This is a genomic window from Arthrobacter sp. NicSoilB11, assembly GCF_019977375.1.
GTDB lineage: Bacteria > Actinomycetota > Actinomycetes > Actinomycetales > Micrococcaceae > Arthrobacter.
Map to the genome: position 1 here is coordinate 3,062,624 of NZ_AP024657.1, position 21,060 is coordinate 3,083,683.

The 21,060-nt window shown below is 60.7% G+C and carries 20 protein-coding genes; 15 read left to right on the top strand and 5 right to left on the bottom strand.

The window, feature by feature from the left end; translation table 11 throughout:
• Positions 1-174: 174 nt before the first annotated feature.
• A complete protein-coding gene (gene glmS, locus LDO14_RS14155) occupies positions 175-2,067 on the bottom strand; it encodes a glutamine--fructose-6-phosphate transaminase (isomerizing) (RefSeq protein WP_134163725.1) in 1,893 nt (630 codons plus the stop codon).
• A 117-nt stretch (positions 2,068-2,184) separates the two neighbouring features.
• Between glmS and coaA the strand changes: the two genes are divergently transcribed.
• The 3 genes from coaA to mscL are packed head-to-tail and all read left to right on the top strand — an operon-like array spanning position 2,185 to position 4,475.
• Positions 2,185-3,180: a type I pantothenate kinase gene (gene coaA, locus LDO14_RS14160; RefSeq protein WP_186447803.1), complete on the top strand. Its 996-nt coding sequence runs from the start codon at positions 2,185-2,187 to the stop codon at positions 3,178-3,180.
• 5 nt (positions 3,181-3,185) lie between these two features.
• Positions 3,186-4,049: a M15 family metallopeptidase gene (locus LDO14_RS14165; RefSeq protein ID WP_223992244.1), complete on the top strand. Its 864-nt coding sequence runs from the start codon at positions 3,186-3,188 to the stop codon at positions 4,047-4,049.
• A gap of 24 nt (positions 4,050-4,073) precedes the next feature.
• On the top strand, positions 4,074-4,475 hold the full coding sequence (gene mscL / locus LDO14_RS14170; RefSeq protein ID WP_056389022.1) for a large conductance mechanosensitive channel protein MscL: 402 nt from the start codon (positions 4,074-4,076) through the stop codon (positions 4,473-4,475).
• Between the two features lie 82 nt (positions 4,476-4,557).
• Here the strand turns inward: mscL and glmM are convergent, their stop codons facing one another.
• The gene (glmM, locus tag LDO14_RS14175) at positions 4,558-5,919 is read right to left on the bottom strand and encodes a phosphoglucosamine mutase (protein ID WP_026265751.1); all 1,362 of its coding nucleotides are present in this window, start codon (positions 5,917-5,919) and stop codon (positions 4,558-4,560) included.
• Positions 5,920-5,986: 67 nt separating this feature from the next.
• A complete protein-coding gene (locus tag LDO14_RS14180) occupies positions 5,987-7,123 on the bottom strand; it encodes an acyltransferase (protein WP_223992246.1) in 1,137 nt (378 codons plus the stop codon).
• Between the two features lie 158 nt (positions 7,124-7,281).
• Between LDO14_RS14180 and LDO14_RS14185 the strand changes: the two genes are divergently transcribed.
• From LDO14_RS14185 to LDO14_RS14195, 3 genes are all read left to right on the top strand, one after another.
• Positions 7,282-8,520 (top strand): bifunctional glycosyltransferase family 2/GtrA family protein, encoded by a 1,239-nt coding sequence (locus LDO14_RS14185; protein ID WP_223992247.1) that lies wholly within the window; start codon positions 7,282-7,284, stop codon positions 8,518-8,520.
• Between the two features lie 80 nt (positions 8,521-8,600).
• On the top strand, positions 8,601-10,403 hold the full coding sequence (locus LDO14_RS14190; protein ID WP_223995242.1) for a glycosyltransferase family 39 protein: 1,803 nt from the start codon (positions 8,601-8,603) through the stop codon (positions 10,401-10,403).
• Between the two features lie 76 nt (positions 10,404-10,479).
• The gene (locus LDO14_RS14195; protein WP_223992248.1) at positions 10,480-12,294 is read left to right on the top strand and encodes a glycosyltransferase family 39 protein; all 1,815 of its coding nucleotides are present in this window, start codon (positions 10,480-10,482) and stop codon (positions 12,292-12,294) included.
• 71 nt (positions 12,295-12,365) lie between these two features.
• Here LDO14_RS14195 and rpsI read toward each other — a convergent pair whose 3' ends face one another.
• Both rpsI and rplM read right to left on the bottom strand, forming a co-directional pair.
• On the bottom strand, positions 12,366-12,872 hold the full coding sequence (gene rpsI / locus LDO14_RS14200) for a 30S ribosomal protein S9 (RefSeq protein ID WP_050684362.1): 507 nt from the start codon (positions 12,870-12,872) through the stop codon (positions 12,366-12,368).
• A 38-nt stretch (positions 12,873-12,910) separates the two neighbouring features.
• Positions 12,911-13,354 carry a 50S ribosomal protein L13 gene (rplM, locus tag LDO14_RS14205; protein WP_015937805.1) on the bottom strand — a complete coding sequence of 148 codons (444 nt, stop codon included), beginning with the start codon at positions 13,352-13,354 and terminating at the stop codon, positions 12,911-12,913.
• Between the two features lie 333 nt (positions 13,355-13,687).
• On the opposite strand from rplM, the gene LDO14_RS14210 reads away from it, so the two are divergent.
• From LDO14_RS14210 to LDO14_RS14250, 9 genes are all read left to right on the top strand, one after another.
• On the top strand, positions 13,688-14,314 hold the full coding sequence (locus LDO14_RS14210; protein ID WP_223992249.1) for a prepilin peptidase: 627 nt from the start codon (positions 13,688-13,690) through the stop codon (positions 14,312-14,314).
• Between the two features lie 279 nt (positions 14,315-14,593).
• Complete coding sequence (locus tag LDO14_RS14215; RefSeq protein ID WP_104184303.1) at positions 14,594-14,794, top strand: Flp family type IVb pilin; 201 nt, start codon at positions 14,594-14,596, stop codon at positions 14,792-14,794.
• A 156-nt stretch (positions 14,795-14,950) separates the two neighbouring features.
• Entirely contained in the window at positions 14,951-15,151 is a 201-nt protein-coding gene (locus LDO14_RS14220; protein ID WP_109044377.1) for a Flp family type IVb pilin, read from the top strand.
• 17 nt (positions 15,152-15,168) lie between these two features.
• Positions 15,169-15,618: a TadE/TadG family type IV pilus assembly protein gene (locus LDO14_RS14225; RefSeq protein ID WP_223992250.1), complete on the top strand. Its 450-nt coding sequence runs from the start codon at positions 15,169-15,171 to the stop codon at positions 15,616-15,618.
• A 41-nt stretch (positions 15,619-15,659) separates the two neighbouring features.
• Positions 15,660-16,616, top strand: a complete 957-nt coding sequence (locus LDO14_RS14230; protein ID WP_223992251.1) for a Tad domain-containing protein — start codon at positions 15,660-15,662, stop codon at positions 16,614-16,616.
• Positions 16,617-16,639: 23 nt separating this feature from the next.
• A complete protein-coding gene (locus tag LDO14_RS14235) occupies positions 16,640-17,419 on the top strand; it encodes an RcpC/CpaB family pilus assembly protein (RefSeq protein ID WP_223992253.1) in 780 nt (259 codons plus the stop codon).
• Positions 17,416-18,621: an AAA family ATPase gene (locus LDO14_RS14240; RefSeq protein ID WP_223992256.1), complete on the top strand. Its 1,206-nt coding sequence runs from the start codon at positions 17,416-17,418 to the stop codon at positions 18,619-18,621. The genes LDO14_RS14235 and LDO14_RS14240 overlap by 4 nt, the downstream gene beginning before the upstream one ends.
• Entirely contained in the window at positions 18,618-20,099 is a 1,482-nt protein-coding gene (locus tag LDO14_RS14245) for a CpaF family protein (protein WP_223992258.1), read from the top strand. The genes LDO14_RS14240 and LDO14_RS14245 overlap by 4 nt, the downstream gene beginning before the upstream one ends.
• 2 nt (positions 20,100-20,101) lie before the next feature.
• Positions 20,102-21,052 (top strand): type II secretion system F family protein, encoded by a 951-nt coding sequence (locus tag LDO14_RS14250; RefSeq protein WP_223992260.1) that lies wholly within the window; start codon positions 20,102-20,104, stop codon positions 21,050-21,052.
• Positions 21,053-21,060 lie beyond the last annotated feature (8 nt).

Consider the following 21,060-nt stretch of genomic DNA (forward strand, 5'->3'; position numbering starts at 1 on the left):
ACGGGGGCGCGCCTGGCCGGAAGCGGGTGCAGGGTGCGGTTTGACCCCGGAAATTGCGGTTGTCCGCCATCAGCGCAAACACCTGGTTTTGGCACGGCAGGGTTAAGGTGAAAGCCTCGGGCCCACTGACTGGTTCAGTGGGCCCGGGGCTTTCAGCTGTTCATTGGCTGGCTGTTACTCGACGGTGACGCTCTTGGCGAGGTTGCGGGGCTGGTCCACGTCGTAGCCCTTGGCTGCCGCGAGTTCCGCGGCGAAGATCTGCAGCGGGACGGTGGTCAGCAGGGGCATGAGCAGGGTGGGGGTTTCGGGGACGTAGAAGACGTACTCGGCGTAGGCCTTGACGGCTTCGTCGCCTTCCTCGGCGATGACCAAGGTGCGGGCGCCGCGGGCGCGGACTTCCTGGATGTTGGAGACCACCTTGGCGTGCAGCGAGTCGCGGCCGCGCGGGGACGGGACCACCACGAACACCGGCTGGCCTTCATCGATCAGGGCGATGGGGCCGTGCTTGAGCTCACCGGCCGCGAAGCCCTCCGCGTGGATGTACGCGATTTCCTTGAGCTTCAGCGCGCCCTCGAGGGCCACCGGGTAGCCCACGTGGCGGCCCAGGAACAGCACGGACTTCTCGTTCGCCATGCTGCGGGCCAGTTCGCGCAGCGGCCCGGCGTTGTCCAGGATGGTCTGGATCTTCGCGGGGATCTTGTTCAGGTCCGCGAGGACGTCCTTGATCTGGCCGGAGAAGATGTTTCCGCGCAGCTGGGCGAGGTACAGGCCCAGCAGGTAGGCGGCGGTGATCTGCGCCAGGAACGCCTTGGTGGACGCCACCGCGATTTCCGGGCCGGCGTGCGTGTACAGCACGGCGTCGGATTCGCGCGGGATGGTGGAGCCGTTGGTGTTGCAGATGGAGATGGTCTTGGCGCCCTGTTCGCGGGCGTACCGGACTGCCATCAGCGTGTCCATGGTCTCGCCGGACTGGCTGATGGAGACCACCAGGGTGTTCTGGTCCAGGATCGGGTCCCGGTAGCGGAACTCGTGTGCCAGCTCCACTTCCGTGGGGATCCGGCACCAGTTCTCGATGGCGTACTTGGCCACCATGCCCGCGTAGGCGGCGGTGCCGCAGGCCAGCACGATGATCTTGTTGACCTGCTTCAGCAGTTCCGGATCAATCCGCAGCTCGTCCAGGGTCAGCTTGCCTTTGATGTCCGAACGTCCCAGCAGGGTCTGCGCCACGGCGTCGGGCTGGTCGTGGATTTCCTTCTCCATGAAGGAGGAGAAGCCGCCCTTTTCCGCGGAGGCCGGGTCCCAGTCCACGTGGTATTCCTTGCCCTGGGCCGGGTTGCCGTAGAAATCGGTGATCTCCACCGTGTCCGCGGTGATGGTCACGATCTGGTCCTGGCCCAGCTCCACCGCGCGGCGGGTGTAGTCGATGAACCCGGACACGTCCGAGCCCAGGAAGTTCTCCCCCTCGCCCAGGCCCACCACCAGCGGTGAGTTGCGGCGGGCGGCCACGACGACGTCGGGCTGGTCCGCGTGCACGGCCAGCAGGGTGAAGGCGCCCTCCAGGCGCTGGCAGGCCAGCTCCATGGCGCGGGTCAGGCCACCGTTCGCGGTGTCCCCGCCCAGCTTGTTCCGGAGGATGTCGGCCAGCAGCGCGGCAGCGACCTCGGTGTCCGTCTCGGACAGGAACGTGACGCCCTTTTCAAGCAGCTCGAGCTTGAGCTCGGCGAAGTTTTCGATGATGCCGTTGTGGATCACGGCCAGCTTGCCGCCGTCAGCCAGGTGCGGGTGCGCGTTGCGGTCCGTCGGGCCGCCGTGCGTGGCCCAGCGGGTGTGTCCGATCCCGGTCACCGTCTCAGGCAACGGGCGGGCCTCCAGCTCGGCAATCAGGTTGCTCAGCTTTCCTGACTTCTTCCGCGACTCAATGGCGCCCTTGGACACCACTGCCACGCCGGCAGAGTCATAACCGCGGTACTCCAGGCGGCGCAGTCCTTCAAGGACAACATCCAGGGCACTGTGACCGTTAATTGCACCGTCAACCGGACGGCCTACGTATCCCACGATTCCACACATAGGCACAAGACTATCGGCAGCGTGCCTGTTGCTCTAAACCGGCGGCCCACCCGGCGGGGCTTTTACGGGGGCCTGCGTGACGGGCTCCGCCGCGCTGAGCAGGGCGCTCATTTCGTGATGGGCCGGGCGCGGGGCAGAATCTTTAGCGTGACTTCGCAACGCAATGAAGCGAACGGGGAGGGTGCCTCGCCGTTCGTGGAGCTGGACCGGCAAACCTGGTCCCGGCTCGCAGCCCAGATGGAACAGCCCCTTAATGAAGAGGATGTGCTGCGCCTTCGCGGGCTCGGTGACCCCCTGGACATCAATGAAGTCAGGGATGTCTACCTGCCGCTGTCACGGCTGCTGCACCTGTACGTTGAGGCGGCGGGGCAGCTGCACGCGGCCACTACCACGTTCCTGGGCGAGCAGACCCAGCGCACCCCGTTCGTGATCGGCGTGGCCGGTTCGGTTGCCGTGGGCAAGTCCACCATCGCCCGCGTGCTGCGTGAGATGCTCCGCCGCTGGCCGGGCACCCCCAACGTGGAACTCATCACCACCGATGGCTTCCTCTACCCCCTGGCCGAACTCAAGCGCCGGCAGCTGCTGGACCGGAAGGGCTTCCCGGAGTCCTACGACCGGCGGGCGCTGCTGCGCTTCGTGAGCGAGATCAAGGGCGGCGCCGAGGAAGTGCGCGCGCCCTGGTACTCCCACGTCACGTACGACATCGTGCCCGGCAAGGAAGTTGTGGTCCGCCGCCCGGACGTGCTCATCGTGGAGGGCCTGAACGTCCTGGCTCCGGCACGGCCCCGGCATGACGGCCGCCAGGGGCTGGCACTGAGCGACTTCTTTGACTTCTCCATCTATGTCGATGCCAAGACCTCCTACATTGAGGAGTGGTACGTGGACCGGTTCCGGAAGCTGCGCAGCACCGCGTTCGCGCAGCCGGAGTCCTACTTCCACCGCTACGCCACGCTGTCCGACGAGGAAGCCGAAACCACGGCACGCGACATCTGGAAGCGGATCAACGAGCCCAACCTGGAGGAGAATGTCCTTCCCACGCGGGGGCGGGCGCAGCTGGTGCTGACCAAAGAAGCGGACCACTCCATTCGCCGCATGCTCCTCCGGAAGGTGTAGCACAGGTGTGCTACCAATGCGGGTCCCCCAGCCGGCGCAGCTTCACCCGGTTCCTCGCAGCGGGGGCCGGGCTGACTGTCCTCTCAGCGTGCACGCCTGAGGCACCCAAGGCCGTGCCGGCGTCGTCCGCTGCTTCTTCCGCAGCCCCCTCCCCTGCTGCGGTCACCGCTTCAGCGGGCCCGACGGCGGAAGCCGCCACGGTGGGCCAGTCACCGGAGGTGCCGTCCCCCGCACCGTCACCGTCGCCGTCGGCGGCCCTGGCGCGTCAGTTTTCGCTTGATGACCCGGCCAGCCAGTGGGTCATCGTCAACAAGCACCGGCCCCTGAAGCCGGCGGACTTTGTGCCGGCTGACCTGGTGCGTCCCGCCGTCGCCATTTCCGCCGCGGGCGAGGCGGCGCTGTTGAACAGCACGACGGCTGCGGCGGCCGAAGCGATGTTCGCGGCCGCCGCGCAGGATGGCGTGGCTTTGGTCCTGGCCAGCGGCTACCGCTCGTACAGCACGCAGGTGACCACCTACAACGGGTACGTCGCGGCGCGCGGTCAAGCCGATGCCGACACGGCCAGTGCCCGGCCCGGCCACTCGGAGCACCAGACGGGGTGGGCGTTCGACATCGCGGACGGCGGGGGCGCCTGCAGCTTCCAGCCGTGCTTTGCCGACCAGCCAGCGGCGTCCTGGGCGAAAGCCAACGGCCACCGCTTTGGATTCGTGGTGCGGTATCCCTGGATGCTGCACCCCATCACGGGGTATTACTACGAGCCGTGGCACCTGCGGTACGTGGGCGTGGAGGCGGCCACGGACATGCTGAACCGGGGCATTGGCACGCTGGAGGAATACTTCGGCCTGGAGGCGGCACCGGCGTACCTGTAATGCCGGTGCGCTAGGTTGGTTTCCATGCTTAGTGGATTCAAAAACTTCATTATGAAGGGCAACGTGGTTGACCTTGCGGTCGCCGTCGTCATGGGTACTGCTTTCGGCGCCGTGGTGACGGCGCTGGTCAACAAAGTGCTGATGCCCTTCGTCTCAGGCCTGGTGGGTGCACCCAACTTCGACAGCTTTGGAAGGGTGGAGCTGAACGGCAACGCCATCGAGTTCGGGGTGCTGCTGACCGCGGTGGTGAACTTCCTGCTGATTGCGGCGGCCATCTATTTTGTGGTGGTGATGCCGATGAACATCATGATTGAGCGCCGCAACCGCCGGCTTGGGATCAACAAGGATGTGAAGAAGGACGCTGCAGAGGATCCGCAGGTTGCGCTCCTGACCGAGATCCGGGATGCATTGAAGGACCGGGTCTAAGCCTTTCCAACCGCAAAGTGGCCCGTCTCCCTGTTGGGAGGCGGGCCACTCTTTTTGCTGCGGTTGTTTTGAGCCGCGCCGGCTAGTTGGAGGCGAGCTCCAGCGCGAGTTCGGTGCGGACCACCTGGGCCAGGTGTTCGGCGATGGACTGGGCCGTCTCCTCGTCGGCGGCCTCCACCATGACGCGGACCACGGGCTCTGTGCCGGATGGGCGGAGCAGGACGCGGCCGGTTTCCCCAAGCGCTGCTTCCGCCGATGCCACTGCCTGGGCCAGGACATCGCTGCTGCCCACGCGGGTGCGGTCCACGCCCTTGACGTTGATGAGGACCTGCGGGAGCTTGGTCATCACGGTGGCGAGTTCCTTGAGCGGTTTCCCGGTCAGGGCCACCTGCGCGGCGAGCTGCAGGCCGGTGAGGAGGCCGTCGCCGGTGGTGGCGTGGTCGGCGAAGATGACGTGGCCGGACTGTTCGCCGCCCAGGTTGTAGCCGCCGTCGCGCATGCCCTCCAGCACGTAGCGGTCCCCCACCGCGGTTTCCACGATGGTGATGCCGGCTTCGCGGAGGGCGATCTTCAGGCCGAGGTTGCTCATGACGGTGGCTACCAGGACGTCATCCTTGAGTTTGCCGGAGTTCTTGAGCGCGACGGCGAGGATGGCCATGATCTGGTCGCCGTCAACCTCGTTGCCTTCGTGGTCCACGGCCAGGCAGCGGTCGGCATCGCCGTCGTGGGCGATTCCCAGGTTGGCACCGTACTTGATCACGGCTTCCTTGAGCGGGCCGAGATGGGTGGAGCCGACGCCGTCGTTGATGTTGAGTCCGTCCGGATCGGCGCCGATGACGACCACGTCAGCTCCGGCGTCCTTGAAGAGCTGGGGCGAGCAGCCGCTGGCCGCACCGTTGGCGCAGTCAAGGACCACGGTGAGGCCATCGAGGCGGTGCGGGAGGGTGCGGAGCAGGTGGACGATGTAGCGGTCCTCTGCGTCGGAGAAGCGCTGTATGCGGCCTACGTCGGCGCCGGTGGGCCGCACGGCTTCCTTGCCCATCTGGGCTTCGATGGCGTCCTCCACCTCGTCGGGCAGCTTCTGGCCGCCGCGGGCGAAGAACTTGATGCCGTTATCCGGTGCCGGGTTGTGGGAGGCGGAGATCATGACGCCGAAATCCGCGTCCAGGTCCGCCACCAGGTAAGCGGCCGCGGGGGTGGGCAGGACCCCTGCGTCATAGACGTCGATGCCTGAGCTGGAGAGCCCGGCTTCCACGGCTGCGGCGATGAATTCGCCGCTGGCGCGCGGGTCGCGGGCCAGCACGGCGCGGGGCCGGGAGCCGTTGGAGTTGCGGTCGTGGCCGAGCACGACGGCGGCCGCCTGGGCCAGCTGCAGGGCCAGTTCTGCTGTCAGCAGGCCGTTGGCCAGCCCCCGGACACCATCAGTTCCAAATAATCTAGACACCGGTCAAGTGTAGAGGATGGGTTCGCCGGCCTCGCAGCGGGGTCCCGGATAGACGCGCGGCGACTGTCTACGGCTGCGCCATCATAAGATCCTGCTTGCGGGAGCCCATCTTGCCCACGAGACGGCCAACCCGCCCGGCAAGCAAGAGACTAGGCCGCTCGACGAATCGGTAGAAAATTTCGGTTGCTACCAGCGACAACGGGATAGCCAAGGCGGCAATCAGGAATGGATTGGTGATATGGGAAGCGAATCCAATCGATACCACGATTGGTTCGTGCACGAGATAGAGGCTGAAAGACCGAGTCCCCAGCCATTGCAGGATTCGGTTATTGCCTGCGCTGACTGCGGGTGGCCATGCAAGGAATGCGATAACGACTAGCGCACCCCCGATGCATGCCATGCATATGACCGTGGGAAGCTGCGGGAAAAGCCACCGCGAAGAGAGCAGCAGCATTGAGGAAGCAACGAGACCGATCCACCTAACGCGACCGAGATTGCCTCCAAAATGTTCCAGTGCGTCCCTGCGCACTGCCAGGAGTACACCGATGCCGAACATGGACATGTAGACGATGGCCGGCACATACAGGACCGTTCCGACCGCGATCAACGAAAAGAGTGTGAGAAAGCAGGGCAGCCAGGCATTCCGAATCCGTAGGGCCAGCATCACGTAGAGAGGAAGAGTTATAGAGAACAACATTTCCCATTGCAGCGACCAGAGCGGCGAATTGAGAGAGCCCGCACCACCGACGAGGATGCCATCAGCAAACACATTCGGAGACTCATCGTGAATGAGTAACCATGCGCTAAGATCGGGGCTCCCCAACCGCGGCGCGATCCATGCCAAAAGCAAAGCAACAACCAAGGACGCCCACACGGGAAGGTAGATCCGGACGAATCGCTTGGCGTAATAAGCCCGCCAACCTGGTCGCGCTGCACCGACGAAGGGAAGAGTGAGAACGAAACCGGAGAGAATGAAAAATACGTATACTGCCTCGGTGCCCGCCCACAGCAAATGCAGTGGCGTGAAGGTGCTCCACCAAACCCACGGTTCGACTTTTTGAGTGTCGATACTGGCCACGGCCAGCGAAAGATCCGGGGAGACCAAAAGGCAGTGGTGAATGACCACTACTGCGGCGGCAAGTCCCCTCAGGCCGTCAAGTGAGCGGTAGCGCGAAGACCCGATGTTCCCTTTGTCATCCCCCATGCGCCCCGATCGTAGTGATGCGCCGGTGGGCGGTCCCGAGTAGTAACTACCTGCATCGAAGCGGGGCGGAATAGGCAGACTACTTGATTCTTCTGTCCGGTACGTGTCTTTACCAAAAGGTCTCGCGGGCAGCGGTGGGCACCCCTAATCTCTGATGCATGACACCTAGCTATGGGGGCTTGGCGCTCGAAATTGTAGTACCGGTTTTCAACGAGGAAGCCGTACTCGAACACAGCATCTCAAGACTCTCCGAATACCTGACGCAGGAAATGCCATCGACATGGAAGATAACCATTGCCGACAACGCGAGCACCGACAGGACTCCGGCGATCGCTGCCCGACTCAGCGAGCAACTGCCAAATGTTGAATACCGCCGCCTCGAGGTCAAGGGCAGAGGGTTCGCCCTTCGCGATGCTTGGAGCGCCTCGGATGCCAAGGTGCTCGCCTACTTGGACGTCGACCTTTCCACCGATCTTGCCGCGCTCCCGCCGCTTGTAGCACCCCTGCTGTCCGGGCATTCGGACATTTCCATTGGGACTCGACTGGGCCAGAGCTCACGCGTCAGCCGTGGCCCGAAGCGGGAATTTATTTCCCGCTCTTACAACTTTCTGCTGCGCCGCACGATGCAGGTTCGTTTTTCCGATGCGCAGTGTGGATTCAAAGCCATTCGGGCCGAGGTCGCCAAGCGTCTACTCCCGCACGTAGAAGACAACTGCTGGTTCTTTGATACGGAGTTGCTCATCATCGCTGAACGCTCGGGGTTGAGGATCCACGAAATCCCCGTCGACTGGATTGACGACCCGGACAGCCGGGTCGACATCAAACAAACGGCTCTAGACGACCTGCGCGGGATGGTGCGGGTAGCCGGTTCCCTGGTGAAAGGTTCGATTCCGGTTCAGGCAATCTATGCCGAACTCGGCCGAGCGCCGATAGTCGCACCTGGCCGGCCCAGCTTTTTTGGCCAGGTTATTAGGTTTGGACTCGTGGGCGCTATTTCAACACTCGCATTCGCACTCTTGTATTTGGTTCTGCAGGGACCCTTCGGCGCACAGCAAGCCAATTTTCTGGCCCTGCTCATAACGGCCGTCGGCAACACGGCTGCGAACAGGAGGTTCACCTTTGGAATCAGTGGTCCTTCCAAACTATTCACTCAACAGTTCCAGGGCCTCGTCGTCTTCCTTCTGGCGTGGGCCATTACCTCCTCGTCGCTGATGGTGCTGCACGCGTTGAATCAGGATCCAGCCCCAAGCATGGAACTTCTAGTCCTGACCACGGCCAACGTCTTCGCCACACTGCTCCGGTTTATACTTCTTCGCCTCTGGGTGTTTCGGGTTCGCCGCAATTACGGACATTCGGCTCGCCTCGCACTCCAGCCCGCTGGGCAGTCCGTTCGGTGAGTATCAAAGAGGCGAGTCTGGTTCCCGCTCCCGCCCGCTCAATAATGCGGAATCCCCCAAAATGGGAACAACTCGGCTTGGTGGCGCTCCTGGCTGGCACCGCCATGTCCTTCCTTTGGGGGCTGGACAGGAATGGATGGGCCAACCCTTACTATTCGGCAGCTGCCCTTTCCGGTTCACAGGACTGGAAAGCATTTTTCTTCGGCTCGCTCGACGCCGGGAATCTTATCACCGTCGACAAGCCGCCGCTGAGCATCTGGATCATGGCATTATCTGTCCGTCTCTTCGGCCTTAATTCCTGGTCCCTTCTCGTACCGCAGGCCCTGATGGGCATCGCCACCACTTGGCTTATTTACAAGATCATCCGCCGGAACCATGCGGCCGCGCCGGCACTGCTGGGCGGCCTCATTTACGCGACGACCCCGGTAGTTGTCCTCATGTCCCGGTACAACAACCCCGAACCTCTCATGGGACTGCTCACCGTCGCCGCAACGTATTTCGTCGTTCGTGCCGTTGAGAACAACCGCTGGCGGTGGTTTCTCCTCGCCGGAACCGCACTGGGACTGGGGTTCATGGCAAAGCAGATTCAAGCCTTCCTGCCGATCCCAGCCTTTGTCCTTGCGGTTGTTCTCTTTGGCGCTGGAACGCTGGGCTCACGCATATGCCGGCTCCTGGGTTCACTCGCCGCACTCATTGTGAGCGGAGGCTGGTGGCTGGTCGCCGTCGACCTGATTCCCGCCGGAAGCAGACCATACATCGGGGGTTCTGCTACAAACAGCATGCTCGAGCTCACCATCGATTACAACGGACTCGCCAGGTTTCTGCGTTTCAGCACCGATCCGAAGACGGGAGCTGCACCGAGCTCGGAAGACCTCCAAGCAAGTTCCTACGACGGCGGACTCAGCCGGCTGTTCAATGCAAACTTCGCTCCTGAGGGGGCATGGCTGCTGTTTACAGCTCTGACGTGCATGCTCGCCTTGGTGATGTTGTGGCGACAGTCGGCCCACGCCTCCAAGTCCAAAACCGGGCTAATGACGATCTCCGTAGCCTGGCTCGCGACCGCCTATGTCGTATTGAGCTTCATGGGAACCATGACACATACGTACTACATATTTTCCCTAGCCGCCCCGATAGCGCTGGTCATTCCGATGGGCGTCGCCCTGTTGTGGAGACTCCGTGGCCGATTGATCCCTCGGACTATGGGCGTTGTCCTGTTGTTGGGAACAGGCTACGTGGCGACCCGGATTTTTGAATACAGTGACGATTGGGGCATTTGGCCGGTCAGCGCAATTGCGGTAACGCTTTTGGCGGCGGTAGGTTGGCTCCTGGCTGTATCCAGGATTCAGGTCCGGATCACGCAGGTACTCATCGTGCTCGTATTGACATGGGGTCCGCTGGCAACGGACATGATCACGCTTTCCGCACCCCACTTTGGGACAAACCCTTTGTCAGGGCCCGTGAGCAACAATCCCGGGACACTCTCAGCGCACCTTGACGCCGCACGCCGAGGCGATCCGCCTCTTGCCCGTCAGCTCGGATTTGGTGCAGAACCATCGCCCGAAGTGACGGCGCTTTTGCAGAACGCCAAAGAGTCCGAATGGGCCGCAGCCACCTACACAGCCCAGAACGCAGCGCAATATCAATTGTCATCTCAGCGCCCGGTTATAGCACTGGGAGGCTGGCTCGGCACCGACCCCGCTCCCACTCTTGACCAGTTCAAATCTCTGGTGTCGAGTAGGCGCATCGCATATTTCATCTGGCAGCAAGCCATCGTCGACGGTATCCCCCTAGGCCGGGACGCCGCAGCTGTCACAGAATGGGTTCAGTCGAACTTCAAGGGGGAGAACGTTGACGGCGTCACTATCTACGACCTTCGGGGCTGACCATAAAGAGGCGGCCTTGCGGTTTCTCCGTGGTTTCGTATGGGGGCATCCCCAGGATCCAGTGTGGGAGCGGCCGGTGTTGCTGCTCATTTTGGTGTTGAACGGGATTCTCAACTTTTGGAATCTGGGCATCAACGGTTGGGCTAATGCTTATTACAGCGCTGCTGTCCAGGCGGGCTCTATGGACTGGAAGTCATTCTTTTTCGGATCGCTCGATTGGGGTAACTCCATAACGGTGGATAAGCCTCCCCTGAGCCTGTGGATCATGGGAATCTCTGTTCGACTGTTCGGACTATCACCAGAAAGCATCATGGCGCCGCAGGCCGCCATGGGCGTAGCGACTACACTTATGGTCTATCGCCTGCTCCGTAGCAACTACTCCGCCATGGGAGCACTTACGGCCGCCGTGGTCTTCTTCACCACGCCAATAATCACACTGCTCTCGCGTTACAACAACCCCGATCCGCTAATGCTCCTGTTCATGGTCGGGGCCGCGTACCTGGTGGTACGGGCCGTGGAGAAAACCAATGCGCAGCTCGTCTATTGGGCGGGGCTTGCCCTCGGCCTAGCCTTCATGACCAAACAGCTGCAGGCCCTACTTTGCTTTCCGGCGATCGCCGTAGCCATTGGGATTTCCTACAAGTCATCACTCTGGCAACGACTCAAAGTTGGACTCCTTGGCTTTGGCGTGATGATTATCTCAGGCTTGGCCTGGATGTTGATTGTCGAGCTTATCCCAGCGTCTGCACGGCCGTTTATCGGCGGTTCCCCAAGTAACAGTATTCTTCAATTGACGTTGGGCTATAACGGTATAGATCGAATCATCAGCAAAGAAGAAGACCCCACCATTCAATTACTTCCCGCAGATTTTCGGTCTCAAGAAAGTGATGCCGGAATTTTCCGGTTATTTAATGCAAATTTCTCCCAAGAAGCATCTTGGTTACTCATCGTCGCGCTTCTTGCCTGCTTCGTCATAGCGTTCAAATGGCGTTCAATCACGGCCAGCCGCGGTCGTCTAGCCACCTCGATAATAGCCGTCGGGTGGTTCTTGACGGCGTACTTCCTGCTCAGCTTCATGGGTAACGGAATACACACATATTATTCAGCAACCATGGTGCCGCCGCTGGCGCTTGTCATCGGCTTGGCATTGGACCTTCTGATGGAAAACCGGGACAGAATCAGCGCTCGCCTCGCCGCGAGTGCCATCTGTCTAGTCGGAACAGGTTTTGCTTTCGCAATCATCAGCCTGGGGACGGGATGGCTAGAGTCCTTTGGTCCTTCGATCTTGATGGCAGGGTGCGTTGGATCAGCTCTGCTGGCAGTCAAACCTCCATTTCCAGCAATTGACAGGATCGCCATAAGTTTGCTGATTGTCGCGCTTCTGGGACCACCTGTTGCTGCGTCCTGGCACAACGCTGTGACCCCACATAACGGCTCAAATCCTCTGTCAGGAACCCTCACAAAGAGCGACAAATCACTGAGTCAGTTTCTGGCCAAGGCTTCGCTTGGTGATCCACCGTGGGCGAAGGAGCTCGGCTACGGATTGGACCCAGGTCCGGATCTCACTACACGCCTTCAAAAATCTGAATCCTGCCTGTGGGCAGCGGCCACCTACCCGGGTCAAACTGCTGCCAAGTATCAGCTCGCCGCAGGAAAGCCTGTCATGTCCTTGTCTGGGTTCATGGGTGTAGACCCGAACCCAACCCTCGAGCAATTCCAGTCGAAGGTCGCCGCCGGTCAGATTTGTTACCTGGTCTGGCAACAGAGTCACCTGGAGGTACCCGAACGGGCGACTACGCTTACGCAAATATCCCAATGGGTAAAAGAAAACTTCACATCAGAGATAGTCGACGGATCGATTGTTTATGATCTTCAAGAAAGATTGCACTAGAACAAGAATCCGTCCGGCGCGCAGAAAGCCCGCCCCGCCAAACGGCGGAACGGGCTTCTGTGCAATCGGATTTAGCGCTTGGAGTACTGCTGGGCCTTACGGGCCTTCTTGAGACCGGCCTTCTTACGCTCGATGACACGGGCGTCGCGGGACAGGTAACCGGCCTTCTTCAGCGTCGCGCGATTGTTCTCGACGTCGATCTCGTTCAGCGAACGGGCGATGCCGAGACGCAGTGCGCCGGCCTGGCCGGAGATGCCGCCACCGTGGATGCGGGCGATGACGTCGTAGGCGCCTTCGAGATCAAGGATCTTGAAGGGCTCGTTGACGTCCTGCTGGTGCAGCTTGTTCGGGAAGTAGTTGTCCAGCGCACGGCCGTTGATGGTCCACTTGCCGGAGCCAGGCACAACGCGGACGCGTGCAACGGCTTCCTTGCGGCGGCCAACAGCTGCGCCGGCAACGGTCAGGGCCGGGCGCTCCTTCTTGGGCGCAGCGGCGTCAGCAGCTGAGCTTTCAGAGGTGTAGCTGGTCAGGGTTTCCTCAGCCTCAACGGCTTCGGTGGTCTCTTCGTTCTGAGCCACGATTCTCCTTGTATAGATAAGTTGTTTGGTGGCCAGGACTACTGGGCGACCTGGGTGATTTCGAAAGTCTTGGGCTGCTGGGCGGCGTGCGGGTGCTCAGCACCGCGGTACACCTTCAGCTTGCCGAGCTGCTGGGCAGCGAGGGAGTTCTTGGGGAGCATGCCCTTGATGGCCTTCTCAACGGCGCGGACCGGGTTCGATTCCAGCAGTTCCGCGTAGTTGACGGAGGTCAGGCCGCCCGGGTAGCCGGAGTGGCGGTATGCGCGCTTCTGCTCCAGCTTGGCGCCGGTCAGGGCTACCTTCTCAGCGTTGATGATGATGACAAAGTCGCCCATGTCCATGTGGGATGCGAAAGTGGCCTTGTGCTTGCCGCGCAGCAGGATTGCGGTCTGGCTTGCAAGACGACCAAGGACAACGTCGGTGGCGTCAATGACGTGCCACTGGCGGTTGATATCGCCGGGCTTCGGGGTGTACGTACGCACGGTGTTTGCCTCGTTCTTGTTCTGGCGTTCTTGTTTAGGTGTCGCTAGCTCGCGCACCTACTGTCTGCGCGCTACCGGAACAGAGGTGAGGGCTCCATGTAACCAGTCATCCTGAAGTTCCGAATGTGCACGTTGAGTAGTTATCCTGCAACCGGATTCTCAAGCGGGCACGCACCATCGGAATAGGACACGCACAACGACTACCAAGATTAGCGCGTTAAGGGGTTCAGGGTCAAAATGGGGTAGCCGGCGGCTGGTACATCGCGCGCCGGCCCAAGCTACTTAGGGGGCGCAGTGGTATCAGCAGGGGGCAACGGTCCGACCACTGGGCTCATGGTCGTTTCAATGGGCCTCTTGGGGCTCTTCCTGTCCCCCGTGGCCGAGCTCTTGATCTCGCGACTGCTCCCGCGGCTGGGCGGCCTTCCTACGTTGCGGGTTCGGACTACGACGGCGGCAATCACCGGCGCCGCCTGCGCCGCATTCGTCTTGCGCGTCGGAATTACTGCGGCACTGCCGGCATTGATACTCCTGGCCGTACTTGGCGTACAGCTTGCCAGGGTGGATATTGCGCTGCATTTATTGCCCAACCAGCTGGTCATAATTTTGCTAGTAGCCGGCGTTCTCTTGTTGGCAGCACCCTTGATATTTGGTCAGCAGGCTGATGACTTTCTGCGCGCACTTCTCAGCGCCGCGATTTTGTTCGCCGCCTACCTTATCTTGGCGTTGATTTCCCCCGGGGCCATCGGTATGGGTGACGTAAAGCTGGCGGCGCCTGTCGGCCTTTACCTGGGGTACCTAGGTTGGAGCCAGTTGCTCTACGGCGGCCTTCTGGGATTCATCATCAACGGCATCACCACAGCTGTCCTCATTAGCGGAAAACGCCGGAATACTGCCACGGAAGTGGCACATGGCCCCGCCATGCTGGCCGCCCTGACCATCACAGCAGTGCTCATCCCCTAGCCGGAACCCTCCCCTACGGACGCCTGCGGCCCTTAGTGAAGCGCACCCATCCAAGTAGTGGAGAGAACACTCGGATCGCCCCCTAGGTACTTTTCCAAGTATTCGAGTACGTCACTTCAGCATGCCACGAAAAATTCGAGTACTACTACGCATTGTTGCCCGTTGGCTTGAATGACAATCTCTTCTTAGCGAAGTCCAGCCGCTAAGGATTTATGGGGGCAGCTGGAAATTCGTTGAAATAAAAAATCAATTCAATTTCACCGAATTAAGGAAAATACAATGACTTCTCTTATGGTCTCGATGATGGCATTCGTTGCCGGCGTCAAGGATCGCTTCTCTTCGGAAAAGGGCGCGACCGCCACTGAGTACTCGCTGCTCGTGGCCTTCATCGCCCTGCTCATCATCATCGGCGTCACTGCCTTCGGCACGGCGCTGAACACCTGGTTCTCCAGCTTGGGATCCCGGGTCGGCACCTGGTAGGTGGCACCCTCCCGAGTGCGCCGCGTCCTTGCAGCCCAGCAGGCGCGGCGCACTTCGTGGCAGCGACAGACCTCTCAAAGCTGCCAGTCAGTGATCGCCTGGGGCGATCAGCCGGCGCATCAGCGACCGTGCCAAGACAAGAAATTAGGGACAGAAATGACTTCATTCATGGTCTCCGTACTCGCCTTTGTGGCGGGCTGCAAGGAGCGCATCTCCTCGGAAAAGGGTGCAACCGCGACAGAGTACTCGCTGCTCGTGGCATTCATCGCACTCCTCATCATCATCGGCGTCACTGCCTTCGGCACGGCGCTGAACACCTGGTTCTCCAGCCTGGGCTCGACAGTCGGCACCTGGTAGCCAACCCACTTTCGGTTGTGCCGCGCACCAAGCCGCGGCACAACCGAAAAACGCAATCAACCACGGGGGATCCGTTGAAAAAGATCCGCAAAGAAAACACAGAACACAAGAGCCGTGGCGCCGTAGCTGTGGAGTTCGCGCTGGTGGCTCCCATCCTTCTGTCCATCGTCGTAGGGATCGTCGAGTTCGCCAATGCCTACAACGCCCAAATATCCGTCACCCAAGCCGCTCGGGAAGCCGCTAGGACCATGGCTGTCAAAAACAGCCAGGCCGATGCGAAAGCTGCGGCCGTAGCCGGAGCCCCCGGAGTAAACTCTGCGGCTTTCGCGTACACCTTCAGCCCGGCTGCGTGCGCGCCGGACACGACGGAGAAGGTGACCATCACCTACTCCGCGACAACATTAACGGGGCTGTTTGGGAGTTCCGTAACCGTCACTGGAGTTGGAGCAATGAGATGCAACGGCTAACTCGGCAAACTGCTGACCGCGAGCGCGGAGCAGCCGGAGTCATGGTCGCCGTCATGATGGTTGTCCTCATCGGCGCTGGGGCCTTAGCTGTCGATACCGGGCAAATCTACGCCGAGCGGGCCCAGTTGCAGAACGCTGCAGACGCGGGAGCGCTTGCCGGAGCTGACCTTTGCTCCGCCACGGGTGGTTGCAGCCAGTTGGCGGTGGATACCGTGGCGGCAGCGCTAGCCAACAATAACTCGAATGATGGCAAGTCCACGGTTGAGTCGGTCGACCTTTCAGTCGCCGGCCAGGTGACCGTTACTACCTCCACCAAAGACGGGACCACCAACGCGGGTTTCCTGAGCAAGATGTTCTCCAGCGCACTGAACGCACCGCCGGCGAAGGTGGGAGCTACAGCCACGGCGAAGTGGTTGTACCCCACCAAGGGAGTTACCGTTCTTCCTCTGACTTTTGCCCCCTGTGAATTCAACGATGACGGCCTGCCCCACAAAATCCTCATCCAGGGCGGAGCGCAGGACTGTAACGGGCAGAACCCTTCAAACCAGATCATCCCAGGCGGATTTGCCTGGCTAAAGCCGGATGGGAACACGGGCTGCAAAGTTACGGCCGAAGTTGGTCAGTGGAGCATGACGAGTACCGGGGCCGCCGTTCCAACCGGATGCATCGACCTTTTCAACCCGACCCTGAATCCGTCTCTCGCCAATTCCACTGTTGCGCTTCCCGTCTACAAGTACACGTGCGCCGGGATGCCGGCGGCACAATTCGGTTCATGCAGCGGTAGCTCCGTGCAGTACTACATCGAGAAATGGGCCGGCTTCAAGATCCAGGCATGGAACCTGGGCGGCCAGGCGAAGTACGACCCGACCAACGTGTTCACGGGAAGTGAGAAAGGCCTCTACGGCACCTTCGTCGGATACGCAGCGGATCCAAGCCTTTTCACCGGAGGCACAACAACGTCCACAGGCAACGTCGTTGTCCTTGGGCTGATCAAGTAGAAAATCACCTAAAGGGGAAGAAAGTGAAAGCACGCCTACTGGGAGGCATCGCCGCGCTAGTCATCGCGATAACCGGCACAGTCCTTCTTATTACTTACGTACAAAGCGCGGATGCCCGTGCCATGGCCGGAACTGAAACATCTGAAGTGTTTGTGGTTCAGGCCGCCGTTCCTGCAGGAACAGCAGTCAGCGATCTCGGAGGGTCAGTAGCTAAGAAGCCACTCCCCAAGTCAGCACTCACCGCTGACAGCGTGACCGACCTGAACTCCTTGGGGTCGAAGGTCACAGCCGTTGCCCTTGTTCCAGGTGAACAACTCCTATCGAGTCGGATGGTCGAAAAGGAATCATTCCTGGGGCCCTCGAGAGTCGCCGTTCCTGATGGCATGCAGGAAATTTCGCTCAAACTTCCCATTGAACGCGTTGTCGGCGGAAAAATCTCCGCCGGAGACACGGTGGGTATTTTCGTCTCCCTCACCGAGTCATCCACCAACGGGGCAGGTCAAACAGCTACTCAGTCGGCCGGCACCCAGCTCACGTTCCACAAGGTACTTGTCACAGCCACCCAGTTGAGCAACGGGAGCCCGGCTCAACAGGATTCGACTCAAAAGTCAGATGGATCCCTCAGCTCGGGCAGCAACGCTCAAAGCGACGGAAACTACCTGATCACAGTCGCCCGGAATTCGGTTGACGCCGAACGCCTGGTTTACGCAGCAGAGTTCGGCAAGATCTACATGTCGAAGGAGCCCACGGGGGCTACAGAAGGCACGACTGGTGTCGTGGACAAGACGAAGGTATTCCGATGAGCCGCTTTGTCCTGATCACTCCGAACACGGATTTCGAGCGCAAAGTTCGCCTGGCCACTGCAGCAATGCCGGGGACCCTTCAGTACTTCCAGGCTGATTATCTTCCCCAAGGCCCTGAAGAAGTCTTAACGCAACTCCTCGGCGAACCGCCGGAGGTCTTCATCCTGGGGCCCGGACTCCCGGCCGACGAGACGTTGAAGTTCGCTGCAGTGATGGATCTGCAGTATCCCGAGATCAGCATGATCCTGGTCACCGACGAATCTTCCGAAGTGGCCATCCAGGCGATGCGGGCCGGCATCCGGGATCTTCTGGATCCGGCAGCAGAAGTAGACCACATCCGGATCATCGTCGAGCGGGCCAGCCTGGCTTCTGCGGGCCGGCGGCGGGGATTGTCCCCCAGCAGCTCCGAGCATCATGAACACGCCGCCGGGGGCCGCATCATCGCCGTCATCTCTCCCAAGGGAGGCGTGGGCAAGACCACGGTTGCAACGAACCTGGCCGTGGGCCTCGGAAAGATCGCTCCGATGGGGGTAGTGATCGTCGACCTGGATCTGCAGTTTGGAGACGTCGCCAGCGGACTGATGCTGGAACCTGACCACACCATCACGGACGCAGTCGTCGGCGCCGCCAGCCAGGATTCCATGGTCCTCAAGACGTACCTGACCGTGCACCCTGCCGGCATCTATGCCCTGTGCGCTCCGAAAAACCCTGTGGAAATGGACAGGATCACCGGCGAAAACGTCAGCCATCTGCTTTCCCAACTGCGTCAGGAGTTCCAGTACGTCGTTGTCGATACGGCGCCGGGGCTCGGTGAACACGTCCTGGCCACCTTAGACCTGGCTTCCGACGCCGTATGGATCTGTGGCATGGATGTTCCCAGCATCCGCGGCCTTCGCGCCGGTAACCAGATCCTCTCCGAACTGAACCTCTTGCCGGAAGTACGACACGTGGTCCTCAACATGGCGGACCGCCGCAGTGGGCTGACGCTCCAGGACGTAGAAGCAACGATTGGTGCTCCGGTCGATGTAGTGCTCCCCCGCTCCAAGACCCTCCCCTTTTCAACCAATAAGGGAATCCCGCTCCTACAGGACGGCAGCAGGGACCCCGCGCAGAAGGGCCTGCGGCAACTGGTAGAGCGGTTCAAACCCAACTGGGAAGCAAGACCCCACAAGAAGTTGCACAGAAGGGCGGTAGTCCAGTGAACCTTTCACGCAGGCTTGAAAAGGCGCGCGGCACGGAACCGAGTTTGGCAGTGGTCGAGGAGAGCCACGATCCTTTCCTGCTGGCTAAAGACGCAGTTGAACCGGCGACGTTGGGCCGCATGCATGACGCCAAAACCGCAGAAACGGCGCAAGCGGCCGAAGTCATTGAGCTGAGCCCCACTGCGGCTGTAGCGAGCGGTGCATTGAGCGCTCTCAAGGAACGCGCAAGCCACGCGCTATATGAGCGGCTGGGTGCACGCATCACTGATTCCTCCCTCGAAGAGAGCGAACTCCACCAGTACGTCAAGGACGAACTGAAAGTCGTGGTCGACGAGGAGCAGGTTCCGCTGTCCTCCTCGGAACGCCAACGCCTTATCCGCGAAATTATTGATGACGTTCTTGGCCATGGCCCGATCCAACGATTCCTGGATGATCCTTCGGTAACAGAAGTGATGGTTAATAGGTTCGACCAGGTTTATGTCGAACGGGGCGGCAAGTTGACATTGACGGACACCAAGTTCGCCTCCGACGACGCACTAAGGCGGGTCATCGAGCGCATTGTGTCCAAGGTTGGACGCCGCATCGACGAGTCCTCTCCTCTTGTAGACGCACGGCTGGCAGACGGATCCCGTGTCAACGCAATCATTCCGCCGCTGGCTGTAAACGGGCCTGCCCTGACCATCCGGAAATTTGGCGGTGACGCCCTGACGGTCCAGAAACTCATCGCATTCGGAAGCCTCTCACCCGAGATGGCCGAATTGCTTCAAGCGTGCGTCCTGGCCCGGATGAACATCCTCGTTTCCGGTGGTACCGGTACCGGCAAGACCACGCTGCTCAACGCGCTGTCTTCCTTCATTCCCGCATCGGACCGCATCGTCACGATTGAAGACGCGGTAGAACTCCAGCTCCAGCAGGACCATGTTGTGAGGCTCGAAAGCCGGCCGGCGAATATCGAAGGGAAAGGCGAAATTGCTATCCGCGACCTCGTGCGAAACTCGCTCCGTATGCGACCCGATCGCATCGTGGTCGGAGAGGTCCGTGGCGGCGAATGCCTGGACATGCTGCAGGCCATGAACACTGGGCACGACGGATCACTTTCCACGGTCCACGCCAATTCACCCCGTGATGCCATAGCCCGCCTTGAGACATTGGTGCTGATGGCCGGTATGGATCTTCCCCTTCGCGCCGTCCGGGAACAGGTTGCCTCTGCAGTGAACCTCATTGTGCACATCTCCAGGCTCCGCGATGGAACCAGGCGCGTAACTCACATCACCGAAGTGCAGGGAATGGAAGGCGATATCGTCACTCTCCAGGACGCGTTCATATTCGATTTTGCTGCTGGGGTTGATGCGAACGGAAGGTTCCTCGGGAAGCCAGTACCAACCGGCGTTCGCCCCAGGTTCACCGACCGGTTCGCCGACCTTGGCATCCGGGTCTCGCCGCACATCTTCGGTGCCGAAACGGGCAGAGGACGGTAATCATGACACCGGATATGCCAGTGGCCATCTTCATGACCGGCCTCTTCCTGGTCTACACGTCCCTGGCCCTTGTGTTCGTATTCGTCTGGAAAGGACGCCCCGGCGTTTCCCTGGCCCGACGACGTCCTGAGATCGTCCAGCAGTCGTCCAGCCTGACCCGGTTGACCAATCAGGCTGTAGGTGCCCTGAACCGTGGCCTCAAGAAGCGCCCCACGTCAATCTATAACCGCGACAAGCTGGAACAAGCAGGTCTTAACAAGGAGCCCGGAGACTACCTCTTGATTGCCGGAACAGTCACCTTGGTGACTACGGTCATGGCATTCCTTCTCGGTGGCTTCGGCATGAGCATCCTTGCTTTCCTTGCTACGCCCTTCCTCCTCTATCTGGGCCTAAACTTCCTCATTGCCCGGCGCAGAAAAGCCTTCGATGCTCAAGTACCCGATACGCTGCAAATGTTCTCCGGCGGCCTTCGGGCAGGGCACAGCCTTCTGAGGGCCATCGACGCCGCAGCGCAGGAAAATGACGGGCCCATGGCAGCGGAACTCACCCGTATCGTCAACGAAACCAGGATCGGCCGCGACCTGGGCGAATCCATGGCGGACGTATCCCGAAGGACTGCCAGCGAGGACTTCTACTGGATAGCGCAAGCCATCGAGATCCACCGTGAAGTCGGTGGGGACCTGGCCGAGGTCCTGGACCATGTGGGCGAGACTATCCGCGACCGGAACCAGGTGAAAGGCCAGGTCAGAGCACTAAGTGCAGAAGGGCGTATCTCAGCACTAGTCCTGATGGCCCTTCCGATTCTGATGTTCATAGGCTTGGTGCTCTTCAACCCGACCTACTCTCGGGTCTTCACCACGACCTTCGTGGGATTCGCGATGCTGGGCGCGGCGATCATCCTTCTATCCGTAGGCGGCCTCTGGCTCAGCCGCATCATCAAACCGAAGTATTAGGGGCGAGG

What these genes read in the sequence shown, in the direction of transcription:
- LDO14_RS14250 (WP_223992260.1), top strand. Translation starts at nt 20,102, where the DNA reads ATGACACCGGATATGCCAGTGGCCATCTTCATGACCGGCCTCTTCCTG.
- LDO14_RS14230 (WP_223992251.1), top strand. Translation starts at nt 15,660, where the DNA reads ATGGTCGCCGTCATGATGGTTGTCCTCATCGGCGCTGGGGCCTTAGCT.
- LDO14_RS14215 (WP_104184303.1), top strand. Translation starts at nt 14,594, where the DNA reads ATGACTTCTCTTATGGTCTCGATGATGGCATTCGTTGCCGGCGTCAAG.
- LDO14_RS14180 (WP_223992246.1), bottom strand. Translation starts at nt 7,123, where the DNA reads ATGGGGGATGACAAAGGGAACATCGGGTCTTCGCGCTACCGCTCACTT.
- glmS (WP_134163725.1), bottom strand. Translation starts at nt 2,067, where the DNA reads ATGTGTGGAATCGTGGGATACGTAGGCCGTCCGGTTGACGGTGCAATT.
- mscL (WP_056389022.1), top strand. Translation starts at nt 4,074, where the DNA reads ATGCTTAGTGGATTCAAAAACTTCATTATGAAGGGCAACGTGGTTGAC.
- coaA (WP_186447803.1), top strand. Translation starts at nt 2,185, where the DNA reads ATGGGCCGGGCGCGGGGCAGAATCTTTAGCGTGACTTCGCAACGCAAT.
- LDO14_RS14220 (WP_109044377.1), top strand. Translation starts at nt 14,951, where the DNA reads ATGACTTCATTCATGGTCTCCGTACTCGCCTTTGTGGCGGGCTGCAAG.
- LDO14_RS14240 (WP_223992256.1), top strand. Translation starts at nt 17,416, where the DNA reads ATGAGCCGCTTTGTCCTGATCACTCCGAACACGGATTTCGAGCGCAAA.
- LDO14_RS14185 (WP_223992247.1), top strand. Translation starts at nt 7,282, where the DNA reads ATGACACCTAGCTATGGGGGCTTGGCGCTCGAAATTGTAGTACCGGTT.
- LDO14_RS14210 (WP_223992249.1), top strand. Translation starts at nt 13,688, where the DNA reads ATGGTCGTTTCAATGGGCCTCTTGGGGCTCTTCCTGTCCCCCGTGGCC.